We start from the raw sequence: 14,501 nt of genomic DNA, 5'->3' as shown, positions 1-14,501 counted from the left end.
GGGCCATCTCCACCGTGTTGGAGTACCTCAGCGGGTTGCAAAAAGCGGGCTTGCTGCGTTCGGATGAGTCCCCTTTTCAGGCGGCCATCGCGCTTTTGGGCCCGCTTTTTGCCCGGGGGCTGCTGCTCGGGGCGATGGGGATTCACCCCCCCTTCGATTTGCAGACCCACGTGCGGGGTTTTCTGGAGGGGAGGCGGCGTGGTCAGCGTTGAGCAGGTCTCGAGGCGGTTTGGCCAGCTACTGGCCCTGGACAAGGTGAGCTTGCAGGTTCGCCCCGGTGAGGTGTTTGGCCTGCTGGGGCCCAACGGTTCGGGCAAAACCACCCTCATCCGCATCCTGACCGGGGTTTTGCTGCCCAGCGCAGGGGAGGCCCAGGTAGCCGGGCTGGACGTGCGCCGCCATCCCGAGCAGGTCAAGGCAGCCATCGGCTATGCCACCCAGGAGGCCAGCGTCTACCGCGACCTCACGGTGCGCGAAAACCTGGAATTCCGCGCCCGGCTCTATCTGGAAACCTGCAACGTGCCCCAGGCCGTTGAAGAAACCATCCAGCGCTTTGGCTTGCAGGACTTTGCCCACCAACTCGCCGGGGCCCTCTCGGGAGGTTGGCGGCAACGGCTGGCCATCGCCCAGGCCGTGGTCCACCGGCCCCAGGTGGTGTTTCTGGACGAGCCCACCACCGGCCTCGACCCGGTCTCGCGCCGCACCATCTGGGACTTGATCCATCAGGAAGCCGCCCGGGGCGCGGTGGTGCTGGTCACCACCCATTACATGGACGAGGCCGAGCGCTGCCACCGGCTGGCGCTGCTCTTTGGCGGCCAGGTGATTGCCCAGGGAACCCCCCACGAGCTCGAGCAGCTGGCCCTGCAACAGGCCCGCGTGGCCTACAGCGAGACCCACTTACCTCTGGAACAAATCCGTGCCCTGCCGGGTGTGCTGGACGGCTGGCCCAGCGGCAATGGGGTGCGGCTAATCCTGGAGCAAAAGGCCCACCCCAACCTCCCCCTTCAGACCGTGCACCCCAACCTGGAAGATGTGTTCATCATCCTGACCCGCTCCAAGGGAGGTACCGCGTGAACCGCATTGTGGCCCTGGCGCAAAAGGAGTTCACCCAGATTCGGCGCGACCACGTGCTCTCGAGGCTGATTGTGGGCCTGCCCATCGTGATGACCCTCCTGTTTGGCTACGCCATTAACTTCACCCTCTCGGGCATCCGGCTGGCGGTCTACGATGGCTCACAAGACCGCATCAGCCAGTACCTGCTGCAAGAGCTGCAAAAGGAAAACCGCTTTACCCTCACCTTCACCGCGCAAAGCCCCGAACAGGTTCCAGAGGCCATCCAGCAGAGCAAGGCCCGGGTGGGGCTCATCATTCCGCCGGGCGCTTTGCAGGCCGTGCGGCAGGATAAGGCGGTGGTGCTCGAGGTCTATGTGGATGGCTCCGACCCCAACTTTGCTTTTCAGACCCAGGCCGCCCTGCGCAGGGTGCTGGGCGATGTGAACAGCCGGTTGCTAGCGGGCAAGGTTCTGGCCGGAACTGCTACCACCCCGCCCCTTACCCCGACCCTGCACACCCTCTACAACCCCGATAACAAGACCGCCTGGTTCATGATTCCCGGCATCATCGGCCTGATCATGACCATTTTTACCGTGTTGCTCACGGCTCTCTCGATTGTGCGTGAAAACGAGAGCCGCACCATGGAGGCCCTGATTGCCAGCCCCATCAAGCCCTACGAGGTGGTGCTGGGGAAGGTGCTGCCCTATTTTGTGATAGCCACCCTGGTGAGCCTGGGGGTGCTCTCGATTGGCCACCTTGTGTTTGGCGTGCCGGTGCGCGGCAGCGTTTTGCTGTTGTTTGGGCTCATTGTGCTCTTTGTGCTGGGCTCGCTGGGGGTGGGGGTGCTGATTTCCACCCTGGCCCGTACCCAGATTCAGGCGGTGTTTGGCACCTTCGCCTATATTCTGCCCACCATCTTTTTGTCGGGGTTTGTGTTCCCGGTAGACGGCATGCCCCTCTTCTTCAAGGCCTTGTCAACGGTCATCCCGGCCCGCTATCTGATCGACGGCACGCGCGGGGTGATGCTGCGGGGAGCGGGCCTCGAGACCCTCTGGATTGACCTGGTGGCCCTAATCATTTTTAGCGTGACCGTGCTGGGCTTGGCAAGCCTGCGCTTTGGCAAGCGACTCGCCGCTTAACGGACATGCTCTGTTTCATTCGCCCAATCTCAGTTCACAGGTCAGCGTGGAATTCGCTTGGTTCCTTCCCCCAGGCTAAAATCTACAAGGAAACCCCAGACCAACGAAGCCGTCCGAGCAAGCGTATCCAGCGTCCAACGACATTTGGTTGGGGTAATCTTTAGCCCGATAGAAGGGAACTACATGATTCGAAAGGGACTTCACCAATACCAGCGCTTGTTGCGCTTCATGCTTGTCGCCTTGGGCCTTCAGCTTGCGGCTATGGGCCTGGCCCAGTCCCTCACCTTCGGGCTCTATGGTCGCCTAACCGATTCCCTCACGCCCACCCTCGAGGCCACCCTGCCCCTGGGGGACTTCGACCTCCAGGCCCGCCTTCAGCGCGATGCGCTGGGGCTGGGGCTTTTCGGCGCAACCGAGTTTAGCGCCCTGGGGCGCCTGAGCTATGGCGTGCGGGCCGGCCTGGGGTTCGCAGGCTGGGGGGTCGAAAGCCGCATAGGTGGAACCGTTGGGTCGTTAGCGGCTAGCCTCGAGGCCCTCTACAGCACCACCCTGCGCTCCCATTTGTGGGTGGGCGACGAGGCCGAAGGGGGGCTCAAACTGGGCTTTTGGGGGCGGTATCGTCTGGGCCCCCGCGAAACTTTGGGCCTGGGGCTGGGCTTCAAGCGCAACCTGGCGGGCTTTGCCAGCGGCTCGGGCGAGCTCAGCTATGCCTTGCGCCAGGAACAGACCTACACCTTCGGGCTGGGGGTGGACGATTCGCGCCTCTATGCCCTGCTGGGCTGGCGGGGGGAACTCGACGAGGCCGGAACGTTGCTCGAGGCCACCCTGCGGGCCGGGCAACTGGGGCGGCTCGAGGCAGCCCTCACCGCACCCCTGGACGAAGAACTCAACAATCTTAAGCTGCGCCTAACCGTGGCCTACCCCTGGGCGGCTACCCTGGGGCTGGAGGCGTACGGCTTCCACGCCGATGCAATCTACGACGGTGGGTTTTCGCTATGGCTACGCTACACGCTCAGTTTTGGAGGCAATGAATGAAGAAGTTGCTGGCAATCGCCGTTTTGTTGGGCCTGGCCGCGGCCCAGACCATCGCCGAGATCACCCGCCAGGTGCAGACCAACCTGGATCGCTCGCCCTGGGAGGCCACCCTCACCGGCAGGGTTCAACTACCCGACGGCAGCACCCAGGAGGCCGAGTTCCGGCTTCAGGTGATTCCCGGCAAGGAGCAGCTGGCCCGGGTGGAGTTCAAAAAGCCCGCCGCCCTCGAGGGCAACTTTGTGGTGATCTCGGACAAGGAGGTCTGGAACTACCTGTTCCTGACCAACCAGCTCATCATCCAGCCCCGCGCCAAGGCCCGCGTGGAGGGCCTGGGGATTAATCTGACCGACCTGGGCGACTTCGACCAGCTGGCCGAGCGGGTCTCGCTCAGGCTGCTGGGCGAGCAAACCACCCCCGCCGGGGCCGCCTGGCGCATTGGCGGCACCCCCAAGGACGCCTCGCTGGGCTTTGCCAGCATGGAAATTCTGGTGCTCAAGGCCGACCCCCGCCCCGTTTCCATCACCCTGCGCGACAGCAGCAATAAAGTGGTGGCCGACCTCAACTTTGGCAACTTCCGCCGGGCCAACCTGACCCCCCAAACCCTCCGCAAGCGCCCCGCCGATGCCGAGGTGCTGCGCCGCAACTGAGCCAACCCACTGCCGTCCACCGACAAGGTAATGCCTCGGTAACAGAGCGGGGCTATATGTAAAGCGTGAGCGGCCTGCTGCGCCTCCTGCTGGGCCTGGGTCTTGCAGCCCTGAGCGGGGGGCTGCTGGTGCTGGCCTACCCGCCCTACAACCTCTGGCCCCTGGCCTGGGTGGCCCTGTTGCCCATGCTGCTGGCGCAGTTCTGGCTGATGCCTGCAAGGCTCTCGAGCCTGGCCTCGGCCACCACCATGGGCCTGTGGGGGCTGGGCTACTTTGGCCCGGTGTTTGGCGGCAGCGGGCTTTACATGGAGTGGTTGCCCCTGGCCATTTTTCTGATTGCCCTGTTGGGCGATATGGGGGTGCGGGCCTTCCACGAGCGCACCGGCTACCGCTACTTCGTCTGGCAGGGGGTGAGCAACTGGGTGGGCATCGAGATGATCCGGGGCTTTGTGCCCATCGCGGCCACCTGGGGCTTTATTGCCTATACCCAGCACACCCAGCCCTGGCTGATCCAGCCCGTAAGTGTCTTCAGCATCTACGGCCTGAGCGCCCTGATCGTACTGGTGAACTTCGTGCTGGGGCAGGGGCTGCTGGGGCTGCTCTGCAAAGAAGCCCCCCTTTCGCCCCGGCTGGTGCGGCGCTGGCTCTGGGCCGGGGGGCTGGTGCTGCTGGGCTGGGTGGGCCTCTCGCTCTGGCTCTACCGGCCCGAGTCAGGCAGCCTGCGGGTGGCCGCCATCCAGCCCGCCACCTCCCCCATCCTGGCCCTCAACCGGGGCGAGGCCGCCCTGGCCCAAGCCACCCTGGAGCGAATGAAGGCGCAGACCCTCGAGGCCGCCCGCCAAGGGGCCCGGCTGATCGTCTGGCCCGAGGGGGCCTTCACCTTCGACCCCCAGACCGACGACCGGCTGGGCCTGGTGACGCTGGCCCAGGAAAGCCGGGCTTATTTGGTGGTGGGCTATGTGGTGGTAACGGGCGAACGAATCTTCCGCAACGAGGCCACCGTGATCGGCCCGGAGGGCCGGTTCCTGGGCGTGTACGGCAAGGACCACCCGGTCGTCTTCGCCGGCGAGACCAGCCCCACCCGGGGCACCTACCCGGTCTATTCCACTGCCATAGGCCGCCTGGCCACCCTGATCTGCTACGACCTCGACTTCACCGACACCGCCCGCAAGATGGCCCGCCGGGGCGCGCAGGTGGTGGCCGTGCCCTCGCAGGACTGGGCCACCATCGCCGACAAGCACTACACCCACCTGGTCTTCCGCGCGGTGGAGAACCGCCTTAGCATGGTCAAGGCCGATGGCGGCTTCGACTCGGCCATCATTGACCCCTGGGGCCGGGTGCTCCGGCTCGCCAGCTACCCCCAGGGGGGCGAGGCGACCCTGGTGGCTGATGTACCCCTGGGCCGGGCCGATGCCCCGACGGTGCGGCTGGGGGACTGGGTGGGGTGGCTGGGGCTGCTGGGCCTGGTAGGGTTTACCGTGGCCGACCCCTTGAGTCGGCGCAGAAAAAGGTTATCTCCGTGAGCCGCGGGGTGCTGGGCACTCGCAGATACATCCCACCCATTTGAAGTCTTGCCCTCCAGTTATCGCGCTCTTCACAGACGTGGCCGCCCACGAAAACGAGAAGGGACAAAGAGACGTGCCTCACCTCGGTGAGGCACGCTGGTCTGCGTTGCGTCTGGGCCGAGACGCATGTGTTCGAGTTTCCAAGCCGCCACTGTTTTGTCCAGGACAAAGCTTTCTTATAGTCGAATGGCTCCAAATGTGTGAAGAGCGCTCTATTGGAGTTGCAGGCCGGTCGCAGGGCTTGCTCGAGGCGGTTCGTTCTTGCCTCAGAGGGGTAGAATCAGGGGCATCTATGAACACCCTGACCTGGAATACCGAGCTCCTTATCGAACAGGACCTTGCCCATCACCTGCACCCCGTGACCAACCTGCACCGCCACAAGCAAAGCGGCCCGCTGGTGCTGGTCGAAGGCAAAGGCTCCAGGGTGCGCGACAGCGAGGGCAAGTGGTACATAGATGCTTTCGCCGGGCTCTGGAACGTGAACGTAGGCTATGGGCGCACCGAACTGGCCGAGGTGGCCCGCCAACAGATGGCCCGGCTGGCCTTCCAGCCCACCTTCTTTGGGCTGGCCACCCCTCCGGTGATTGAGCTGGCCGCAAGGATGCACCAGCTTTTGCCGCACCACTCGCACTTTCAGTTCACCTCGGGAGGGGCCGAGTCCAACGAGACCGCCCTCAAGATTGCCCGCTACTACTGGGCCCTGTCCGGCCAACCCCAAAAAACCAAGATTATCTCGCGCCGCATGGCCTACCACGGCATCGCCATGGGCGCCCTGGCCGCCACCGGCGTTCCGGCCTACCACGCCGACTTTGGGCCTTTGCCGCCGGGGTTTTTGTACCTGAGTGCACCGCTGGCCTACCGCAACAATCCAGGGCTTTCGGAAGAAGAGTTTGTGGCTATGCTGGCGAAGGAACTCGAGGATCTGATTGCCCGGGAAGGCCCCGAAACCATTGCCGCGTTCATCGGGGAACCGGTGCAGGGGGCCGGCGGCGTGGTGCCGCCCCCCGAAGGCTACTGGCAGGCCATTGTACCCATCCTCAAAAAACACAACATTCTGCTGATTGCCGACGAGGTGATTACCGGCTTTGGGCGCACCGGTGAGATGTTCGCCCAGACCACCTATGGCTTCCAGGCCGACATCACCAGTTTTGCCAAAGGCATCACCTCGGGCTACGTGCCCTTAGGGGGGGTGGGTATTACCCCTGAGATATTCGAGCGCATCTCGGCCCCCGACCGGATGTTCATGCACGGCTTCACCTATTCGGGACACCCGGTGGCCTGTGCGGTGGCGCTGGCCAACATTGACATCATCGAGCGCGAACAGCTCTGGCGCAATGCCGCCGAACGCGGCGAGCAGCTTTTGCGGCGGCTGCAAGAACTGGAAACCCACCCCCACGTGGGCAACGTTCGGGGCAAGGGCCTGATGGCCCTGGTGGAGGTTGTGGAGGACAAGCATAGCAAAAAGAGCTTTGAACCGGCTTTGGGCATGGGCGCCAAGCTGATGAAGGTCAGCCGGGCAAAAGGCGTAATCGCGCGCTGCAACGATACGGGCTTTGCCATAGCACCGCCTTTGGTCATCACCGAGGCCGAGATAGACGAGCTGGTGAACGCCCTGGCCGAAACCCTGGACGAAGTGCTGGGTTCGTGAAGCTTTGCAGAAAACAGGGCACCACTAAAGAGGTTCTGCCGCCTCCAACCCAGCCTCCTTGCGTCGTACCGAAGCCCCTCGAGACGACAGGTCTCCCGGTTTGATTCGATGGCCTTTGTGCCGCCACCACGGCCCTTTTCAGGATCTGCACGCGAACCAGGTCGCTCGAGGCTCAGGTCATCCCTCCCCCCTGGGGTCGCGGTCAGCGATACCCGCCCCGAGGCGTGATGCAGCGAATGGCCTTCGGGGCCCAAGCAACTGCCCTGGGGTGGCCAGGGGTGGGGGATAGCCGCAGACCAGATGAGCCTGCTTGGGTTTTGCATGTTTCTTACAAGCGGCTTTGCTAGACTTACACCGGACATAAAAAGCCGGGTGGCATTGCCCAAAACCAAAACAAGGAGGGTTCATGGGATGGATTGAGTGGGGCAGTTTTCTCCTGGGGGGCTTGATTTTTTGGCTCCTGGGCTGGCTTCTTAGCTGGCTAACCCGGGGGAGGGTTCTCCGGCTGCAAAGCCAGCTCGCCGAGGCGCAGGCCGAACTGAGCGGCTACAGGGCCACCCAGTCCAAACTGGCGCTGGCCGAGCAGGAACTGGCGGGCCTGCGGGCGCAGATGCAGGACTTTGAGGCGCTGAAAGCCAGCTTTGAGGTGCTCAGCAAGGAGCGGGACGCGGCCACCCTAAAAATTCAGGCCCTCGAAGGGCAGCTTGCCGAGCTGGAGGGCCTCAAGGCCCAGCTCGCCAACCTGCAAGCCCGCCTGGCTAGCCTTCAAGGTGAGCGGGACCGGCTTCAGGCCGACTACACCGGGTTGCTGGCGCGGTTTGAGCAGCTCGAGGGCGAGCGCAACCGGCTTTCCGCTCAAATTCTGGGCTACCAGGGCGAGATGGCCGTGCTGAGCCGCCAGGTCGAGGCCCTCCGCCAGGATCGCGATGCGCAGAAGTCTGAAGCTGCCAGCCTGAGCGGGCTGATGGAGGTTTGGGAGGGCCTGCGCCAGCGCTTCGGGGCCCAGACGCCGCAGGCGCTGGAGACCCAACTGGCGCTGCTGCAAACCGGCGCCGAACAACACCAAACCCAGTTGAGCCAGCTTCAGGCCCGCCTCGAGGCCGAGCAGGCCAGGGTGGCTGCGCTGGAAGCCGAGATCGAGCGCTACAAAAACGAGTTTAGCGGCCTGAAGGCCCGCTATGCCACCCTCGAGGCCCACCAGGAGAAGCGCCAGGCCGATTACGCAGCCCGAATCCAGAGCCTCGAGGACGAAAAGAGCCAGCTATCCACCGAACTCCAGAATCTGAAAGGCCGCCTCGGCGCACTGGAGGCCATCCAGGCCCGCTTTGGCAACCTGCCCCCCGCCGAGCTCGAGGCCCGCCTGGTGGCCTTGCAGAACGAGCGCAACCAGTACGCGGGCGAGGTGGAAGCCCTGCGCAAGCGCATCGAAGCGATGGCGGGCGAGCGCGATCACCTGCGGGCCGAGGTGGAGGGGTTGCAAAAGCGCCTCGATCTCCAGAGCGCCGAGAGCAACCATGTGATGGCCGAGCGCCACAGGCTCCAGGCCGAGGTCGAAAAGCTGCGGGCCGATCTGAACGAGTCCCAGGGGGCCTACCAGGACCTGCAAGCCCTGCACCACGAGCTTTCCGAGCTGCGCGCCCGCCTGGCCAAAGCCGAGGAGGAGCGCCAGTGGTTCGCGGGCGAGGTGCAGGGCCTGCGGGCGGAGCTGGCCAGCGCAGAGAAGGGTCGGGCCGAACTCGAGCGCGAAAATAGCGCTCTGCGGACGCGGGTTTCCGAGTTCGAGCAGGCCTTGAAAAGCACAGAAGAAGACCAGCGCCAGATGCGGGCCAACTACACCGCCCTGCAAGCCCGCATCGCCGACTACGAAGCTGGCCTGGCCAAAACCCAGGAGCGCCCTGCAGATTACGAGGCCCCCGCAGCCCCATCAGCGGCCAGGCAAGGCACCGAACCGACCCCATCGGCCCGTCCGCGCAAAGCCAGGCCCAGGCAACCCAGGCAGGTGATCGGCTACCGGGTCACCCAAAGCCGCACCTTCCGGGCCGAGGAGGTGCCCGAGGGCCACGACCCTCTGGGGGTCATCGAGGGCATCGGCAAGACTTACCAGCAAAAGCTGTGGGATGCGGGCATCCAAACCTTTGCCGACCTAGCCAGCACGCCCCTGGCCCGGCTGCGCGAAGTCATCGGCCAAGACCTCGAGTTCGACGAGTGGATTGTGGAGGCCCGGCGCTTCGTGCGCGGGGTCTATAAGCTCAGCCGCGCCACCGCCGGGGGTACCCGGCGCAAGGCCGACGACCTGACCCGCATCGAGGGAATTGGCCCCAAAATCCGCGACGCACTCCTCTCGGCTGGCATTACCACCTTCGAAGCCCTGGAAGCCGCCACCGAAGGCCAGCTACAAGCAGCCATCGAGGCTGCCGGAATAACCTTTGCGCCTAGTCTTCCCACCTGGAGCAAACAGGCCGCCTACCTGGTGCGGGGCGATGAAGCAGGTTTTCAGGAATACATTGCCCGCCTTACGGCAGGAAGGGAGGGATAGCCCATGGCCAGGGCCTGGACTACCTACGATTGGATCAAGCTCATAGGCGCCATTGTGCTGCTGGTGCTGTTGCTTTTGTACATGGGCCGCCAGGGCCCTGTAGCCGCCGCTGCACCCACCCTCAGCGCCCCGAGTCCGGTAACCCTGCAAGGCCCCACCGTGGACCTGAGCGGCACGGGCGCCCCAGGGGGGTTTATTCAGCTACTGCTAAACGGCAACAAGGTCGGAACACCGGTGCGCGTTGGAAACGATGGACGCTGGGCCCTGCCGGGGTTTAACTTTGGCGCACCCGGCGACTACACCCTTACCCTTCAACCGGTGGATGCCCGCGGCGCCAGCCTGGGGCCGGGAACCGACCTGGCGTTCCGCGTGCCCCAGCCAAGCAGCAGGCTGCAAATCAGCGAGCCGGTCGGTGGGGCCTCGGTGCCTGCCGGCACCTTCCAGTTGCGCGGGGTGGGCACCCCCGGGGAGGTGCTCGAGGTCTTCGAAGACAACACCAGCCTGGGCCGGGTTACGGTGAACCCCGATGGCACCTGGACCCTGGCCGTGCCTCCGCCTTCGGCAGGGGCCCACACCTACGAGGCCCGCGGCGCCGGCGCCACAGCCCGTATTCAGGTTTCGGTGGCGGCTGCCAACCCAACCACCGCCGCCTGCACCAAAGCCTTCACCCTTTCCCTCAGGGACGGCGAGACCGTGGCCCGCCCCTTCCGCTTCGGTGGCGAGGGGGCCGGGCCGGGCTACACCGTCACGGTCAAACGCGGCGAGCGCATCGTGGGCAGCCAGGAGGTGAGCCTGGACGCAGCCTGCGGCTGGAGCTACCGCTCCGACCCCGGCCCCGGCGCCTTCACCTACGAAGTTCGCCCCATCGGGGCTCCGCCCGGAAACCCCCCGCTGAAGGTCATCAACCTGACCGTGCGGTGATGCGTTGTGCGGGGGGGCTTACCGTAGCGTGTGGATGATTCCGGAAATGGGGGCCTGATACCAGGCCTTATCGCGCTCTACACAGACTTGTCCGCCCACGAATGCGCCTGAGCCGAAGCCCATGTTGCGCACCGGGCGTGGCCGGGCCCGGCCTGAGGGTGCTTGCGTTTCGAGCTTCCAGGCGGCCACTGTTTGGTTCAGGACAATCTCGAAGTCGAATGGGTAGAGGCTCTGGGGGCTTTCTTTCTGACCAGCGCACACCCTTTTCAGGGGGCGGTCTCGCCCTCCTTTGCCCGGTTTCACCCTTCGGTGAAAAACCAACCGAAGCTGGCATCAAGCCGTCTGGATGGGCGGGTTCGGCAAAGGCTGCCCTTCAAGCAGCCTGAGCATCTCCCCCACCAGATACAAAGAACCCGTGACCAGGATGGGCTTGCCGTCCTCTCGAGCCAGCCGACAGGCGTGGTCGAGGGCCTCGAGCGGGTGGTCGAAGTAGGGGGCGGGGTGTTCTTGCAACAGGGCCTCTGCGCGCAGGGCGCCTTTTGAGGCGTAGGTATAGCGAACGCTAACCGCCCTGGGCAACAGGGTTTGCAGGATGGCGGGATAGTCCTTGCGGGGGAAAGCGCCAAACACCAGATGAAAAGCCTCGAACTCCTCCACCAGCGCCCGGGCTGCCGGGGGGTTGTGCGCCCCATCCAGCACCACCGATAGACCCTGATAGGTCAGGGTCTGCATCCGGCCTGGGTGAACGGCTGTGGATAGCCCTGTGGATATTACCCGCTCCTCAAAACCCAGCAAGCGCAAAACCGCCGCCGCAAGTCGCGCATTCTGCCGTTGAAAGCGGCCCCTCAAAGAAGGCTGGGCATAAAGATCGAAGATGGCGCCGCCCTCCGAAAGCACGTACAGCGGGGCGTCTCGCTCGGCGGCGATGCTGCGGATCACTTCCAGCCCCAGCCCCTCGGCCCCGGTGACCACCGGAACCCCGGGCCGAATGGCCCCCGCCTTGTCCCTGGCAACCCCTTCCAGCGAGCCTCCCAGGGTCTCGAGGTGGTCTTCCCCGATATTGGTCAGCACGGTTACCCGCACCTCGGGAAGCACATGGGTCGCATCCAGGGCCCCACCCACCCCGGCTTCAACCGCTGCGATGCGAACGCTTTCTGTTGCGAAATGCTGAAACGCCAGCGCAGTGGTGAGGTCGAAGAAGGCCACCGGTTCCCGGAAATGCTGGCCCTGGGCCCATTCCACAAAGCGCAGCACCTCGGCCTCGGAAATCCGGCCCCGGTGGGTACGGATTCGCTCGCGAAAGTCCAGCAGATGGGGGCTGGTGGTGGCCCCGTAGGGCTGTCCGGCAGCCTTGAAGGCGGCCTCGAGGTACGCCACCACGCTGCCCTTGCCGTTGGTTCCTATTACATGAACCGCCGGGAACGCGGTCTCGGGGTGGCCCAGCCGTTGCAACAGTTCTCGAATGCGCGACAGGCCCCTCGGGGCTCCGGCGCGGGTCTGGGCAAAGAGCCACTCCACGGCTTCGGGATAGGTCACAGGCTTAAGTCTATCCTGTTTCCGCTGCCCAGCCTCCAGGCCTGATAATGAGAACATGCCCTTGCTGCAAGCCCGCATGGAACTACAGCTAAGTCAGGCCTTGCTGCACGGCTGGATGAGCAACCAGCTGGCCAGGCTGGACCTGCCGGTCCAACTGCTGCGCTTTCCCCTGGGGCGGTTGCACGGGGGCGAACTTCGGGCGTTCGAACTGAGCGAAAACCGGTGCGAGCTGGCGCTCGGGTTCGCCACTGGCCCGGCCCTGCAACTCGCGGTCGCGGCTCTGGGCTATCTGCCCGAACCCCAGGTCTGGCGGCTGCGGGTTGAACACCTGCACTTTTCGGGATTTCGCGGCGGGCCGGTGCTCAACCTGATGCCGGGCAGGGTGCTGGAAATAATTGCTGCCCAGGCCAACCGACGCCTTCCAGGGCTGCTGGCTCTGGGCGGCAATATGGAACTGAGGCTCCACCTCGAGCCGCTCCTGAAAAAAGCACCCCTTGGGCAAAGCCTGGGGGTGCTGGGGCTCGAGGCCCGTCCAGAGGTTCGGGTGGAGAAGCTCGAAATTGGCCCTGGTTGGTTGGGGCTGACCCTCAACGCAAGCGGCTGATCACACAGCCTGTGCTGTTGCACTCGCGGATGCGGGCCTTGAGAAAGCTGGTGCGCTCCTGGGTCATGCGGGTCGCGCAGTCGAGGTTGACGCTGCGCGTGTTGGCCTCGACCCGCGTGCACTCCTGGTTGCGGCGCTTAATCCAGGCCAGTTGCGAGGTCCGCAGCACCGAGCGCCCCTCGGCGTTCAGTTTGCTCACCAGCTCGCGGTAGACATCGTTGATTTCTTTGTCGGCCTGCACAAAGAGCTGGGTTGCACAGTAAACGTAGTCGAAATCTGCACTGGGGTTATCGCACCCCGCGGCCCAGCCCCAGCTTGCCCCAACCAGTAAGCCCACCACTGCCCGTTTTTTCATATTCCCTCCCCCCCTAATCTAACCGGGCAGCGCCGAATCTCTGGGTCAAATCAGCATCCACAGTGAGATACGGCTCCAAGCCGCGTGGCCCACTTTCAGGGTCACCCCCGCCAAAGGCTCCTCCACAAGACCCTTTTATAGCTTTCAAATCACCCGACGACGCAGGTTGGAGATGAGCAGGCTCGAGGCCAGCACCAGCCCCGCCGCCAGCCCAAATAAGCCGCTTACCTCGGTGCGCTGGGGCCTCCAGCCCACCACCCGGCCCAGGTTTCGGTACGCCTGGCGCAGGGCTTCGGCAGACTCCGCCGCGTAGTACTGGCCGCCGGTGGACTCGGCAATGGCCCGCAGGGTCTCTTCGTCGAACTGCATCCAGAAGCCGCCCCCCTGTGCGTCGGGGTCATTGGGATTGCTGCGCCGGCCCAGCCCAATGGTGTGCACCACCACGCCCATGTCCCGGGCAAAAGGGGTCACCTCGAGGGGGTCAATGCCACGGTTGTTTCGGCCATCCGAAAGCAACACCACCGTGGCCGGGCCCAGCAGTTTGTCGTTGGCGTCTTTGGGAAAGGCTTTGAGGCTTTCCAGCAGACCGTCGCCAATGGCCGTTCCCCGGGCCATTTGCAAAAGCTCTATCTGGTCAATGATGCGCTCATGGTCGGTGGTGGGCTCCACTTCCAGGGTCGCATAGCCCGCAAAACTGACCAGCCCCACCTTGACTCCGTCCGGGAGGGCGCGCACAAAATTCTGGGCTTCCGTTTTGGCTGCGGTGAAACGATCCGGCACGATGTCTTGCGCCCGCATCGAGCGGCTGATGTCTATGGTGACCACAATCGTGGCCAGGTTGTCGGGGGCTGGCACCGTAGCCTGGGGACGGGCCAGGGCCAGAATGGCCAGGGCCAGGGCCAGACCGTACAGCCCCGCGCTCAAGTGGCGCTTCCAGCGCGGTTCGGCAATCGGGGCGAGCGCAGCCAGGTTGGGGTAGAGCACATGGGCGCTCGCGCTTCTGCCCTGCACCCTGCGCCAATAAACCCAGGCCAGCAGCGGCAACAAGAGCAGTAGCACCAGCAAAAATGGCCAATCAAACCCCACAGCCTGCTCCTAGCAAAACACCCTTGGGCTCAACTACCCCTCGAGTTTGCCCGCTAATCTGGCGCCAGAAGGTAGGCCCATTTACGGTTCTTCAAAGACCTGTCGCAGGCCGCCCCATCGAGGGCTCACCCCCTGCACCACAACTTTTGCAGGCATCGCAGACCCAAGAAGGGGGAACTTTGAGTAGAAGCCTCAACCCAGGCAAGGGCCCAAAGGTCGGCGTCTACCCCCGGGCGTTGCTTTTCAGCGGTTCAGCGGATTTGACCAAACCCAGGTCTGGCGGGCCTGAATCCGGGCCATATCGCGCTCTTCACAGACGTGGCCGCCCACGAAAACGAGAAGGGACAAGTGTCTGCGTTGGGTCTGGGCCGAGACG

Annotated in this window: 12 protein-coding genes and 1 pseudogene; 10 read left to right on the top strand and 3 right to left on the bottom strand. The window is 64.4% G+C overall.

All coding sequences use genetic code 11. The annotated features are described in order from the left end of the window. From NZN28_RS11500 to NZN28_RS11460, 9 genes and pseudogenes are all read left to right on the top strand, one after another. A pseudogene (locus NZN28_RS11500) lies at positions 1–212 on the top strand (TetR family transcriptional regulator); the annotation flags it as partial. Then, positions 199–1,074 carry a heme ABC exporter ATP-binding protein CcmA gene (gene ccmA / locus NZN28_RS11495; RefSeq protein ID WP_295398315.1) on the top strand — a complete coding sequence of 292 codons (876 nt, stop codon included), beginning with the start codon at positions 199–201 and terminating at the stop codon, positions 1,072–1,074. The pseudogene NZN28_RS11500 and the gene ccmA, both read left to right, overlap by 14 nt. Then, positions 1,071–2,192, top strand: a complete 1,122-nt coding sequence (locus NZN28_RS11490; protein WP_295398313.1) for an ABC transporter permease — start codon at positions 1,071–1,073, stop codon at positions 2,190–2,192. Before ccmA ends, NZN28_RS11490 begins: the two co-directional genes overlap by 4 nt. A 183-nt stretch (positions 2,193–2,375) precedes the next feature. Further along, positions 2,376–3,227, top strand: coding sequence for a hypothetical protein (locus tag NZN28_RS11485; protein WP_295398311.1), 852 nt, complete (start codon positions 2,376–2,378; stop codon positions 3,225–3,227). Continuing rightward, entirely contained in the window at positions 3,224–3,874 is a 651-nt protein-coding gene (locus NZN28_RS11480) for an outer membrane lipoprotein carrier protein LolA (RefSeq protein WP_295398310.1), read from the top strand. The genes NZN28_RS11485 and NZN28_RS11480 overlap by 4 nt, the downstream gene beginning before the upstream one ends. 65 nt (positions 3,875–3,939) lie before the next feature. Then, positions 3,940–5,397, top strand: a complete 1,458-nt coding sequence (locus NZN28_RS11475) for a nitrilase-related carbon-nitrogen hydrolase (RefSeq protein ID WP_295398308.1) — start codon at positions 3,940–3,942, stop codon at positions 5,395–5,397. 334 nt (positions 5,398–5,731) lie between these two features. Further along, the gene (locus NZN28_RS11470; protein ID WP_295398306.1) at positions 5,732–7,087 is read left to right on the top strand and encodes an aspartate aminotransferase family protein; all 1,356 of its coding nucleotides are present in this window, start codon (positions 5,732–5,734) and stop codon (positions 7,085–7,087) included. Positions 7,088–7,493: 406 nt separating this feature from the next. Beyond that, entirely contained in the window at positions 7,494–9,623 is a 2,130-nt protein-coding gene (locus tag NZN28_RS11465; RefSeq protein WP_295398304.1) for a helix-hairpin-helix domain-containing protein, read from the top strand. Between the two features lie 3 nt (positions 9,624–9,626). Next, on the top strand, positions 9,627–10,544 hold the full coding sequence (locus NZN28_RS11460) for an Ig-like domain-containing protein (protein WP_295398302.1): 918 nt from the start codon (positions 9,627–9,629) through the stop codon (positions 10,542–10,544). Between the two features lie 333 nt (positions 10,545–10,877). Here the strand turns inward: NZN28_RS11460 and NZN28_RS11455 are convergent, their stop codons facing one another. Further along, positions 10,878–12,080 carry a Mur ligase family protein gene (locus NZN28_RS11455; protein ID WP_295398300.1) on the bottom strand — a complete coding sequence of 401 codons (1,203 nt, stop codon included), beginning with the start codon at positions 12,078–12,080 and terminating at the stop codon, positions 10,878–10,880. 55 nt (positions 12,081–12,135) lie between these two features. Between NZN28_RS11455 and NZN28_RS11450 the strand changes: the two genes are divergently transcribed. Beyond that, positions 12,136–12,684 (top strand): hypothetical protein, encoded by a 549-nt coding sequence (locus NZN28_RS11450; protein ID WP_295398298.1) that lies wholly within the window; start codon positions 12,136–12,138, stop codon positions 12,682–12,684. On the opposite strand, the gene NZN28_RS11445 is transcribed toward NZN28_RS11450, so the two are convergent. Both NZN28_RS11445 and NZN28_RS11440 read right to left on the bottom strand, forming a co-directional pair. Continuing rightward, positions 12,668–13,039: a lysozyme inhibitor LprI family protein gene (locus NZN28_RS11445; protein ID WP_295398297.1), complete on the bottom strand. Its 372-nt coding sequence runs from the start codon at positions 13,037–13,039 to the stop codon at positions 12,668–12,670. The genes NZN28_RS11450 and NZN28_RS11445 overlap by 17 nt on opposite strands. Before the next feature lie 144 nt (positions 13,040–13,183). Beyond that, a complete protein-coding gene (locus NZN28_RS11440) occupies positions 13,184–14,125 on the bottom strand; it encodes a VWA domain-containing protein (protein ID WP_295398296.1) in 942 nt (313 codons plus the stop codon). Positions 14,126–14,501 lie beyond the last annotated feature (376 nt).

The organism is Meiothermus sp., from assembly GCF_025056915.1.
Classification (GTDB): domain Bacteria; phylum Deinococcota; class Deinococci; order Deinococcales; family Thermaceae; genus Meiothermus.
Note: the sequence above shows the minus strand (reverse complement) of the source record. Positions and strands in the feature narration are given on the sequence as shown.

Coding starts and splice junctions, on each gene's coding strand:
- NZN28_RS11485 (WP_295398311.1), top strand. CDS start 2,376: ATGATTCGAAAGGGACTTCACCAATACCAGCGCTTGTTGCGCTTCATG.
- NZN28_RS11480 (WP_295398310.1), top strand. CDS start 3,224: ATGAAGAAGTTGCTGGCAATCGCCGTTTTGTTGGGCCTGGCCGCGGCC.
- NZN28_RS11470 (WP_295398306.1), top strand. CDS start 5,732: ATGAACACCCTGACCTGGAATACCGAGCTCCTTATCGAACAGGACCTT.
- NZN28_RS11465 (WP_295398304.1), top strand. CDS start 7,494: ATGGGATGGATTGAGTGGGGCAGTTTTCTCCTGGGGGGCTTGATTTTT.
- NZN28_RS11460 (WP_295398302.1), top strand. CDS start 9,627: ATGGCCAGGGCCTGGACTACCTACGATTGGATCAAGCTCATAGGCGCC.
- NZN28_RS11450 (WP_295398298.1), top strand. CDS start 12,136: ATGCCCTTGCTGCAAGCCCGCATGGAACTACAGCTAAGTCAGGCCTTG.
- NZN28_RS11445 (WP_295398297.1), bottom strand. CDS start 13,039: ATGAAAAAACGGGCAGTGGTGGGCTTACTGGTTGGGGCAAGCTGGGGC.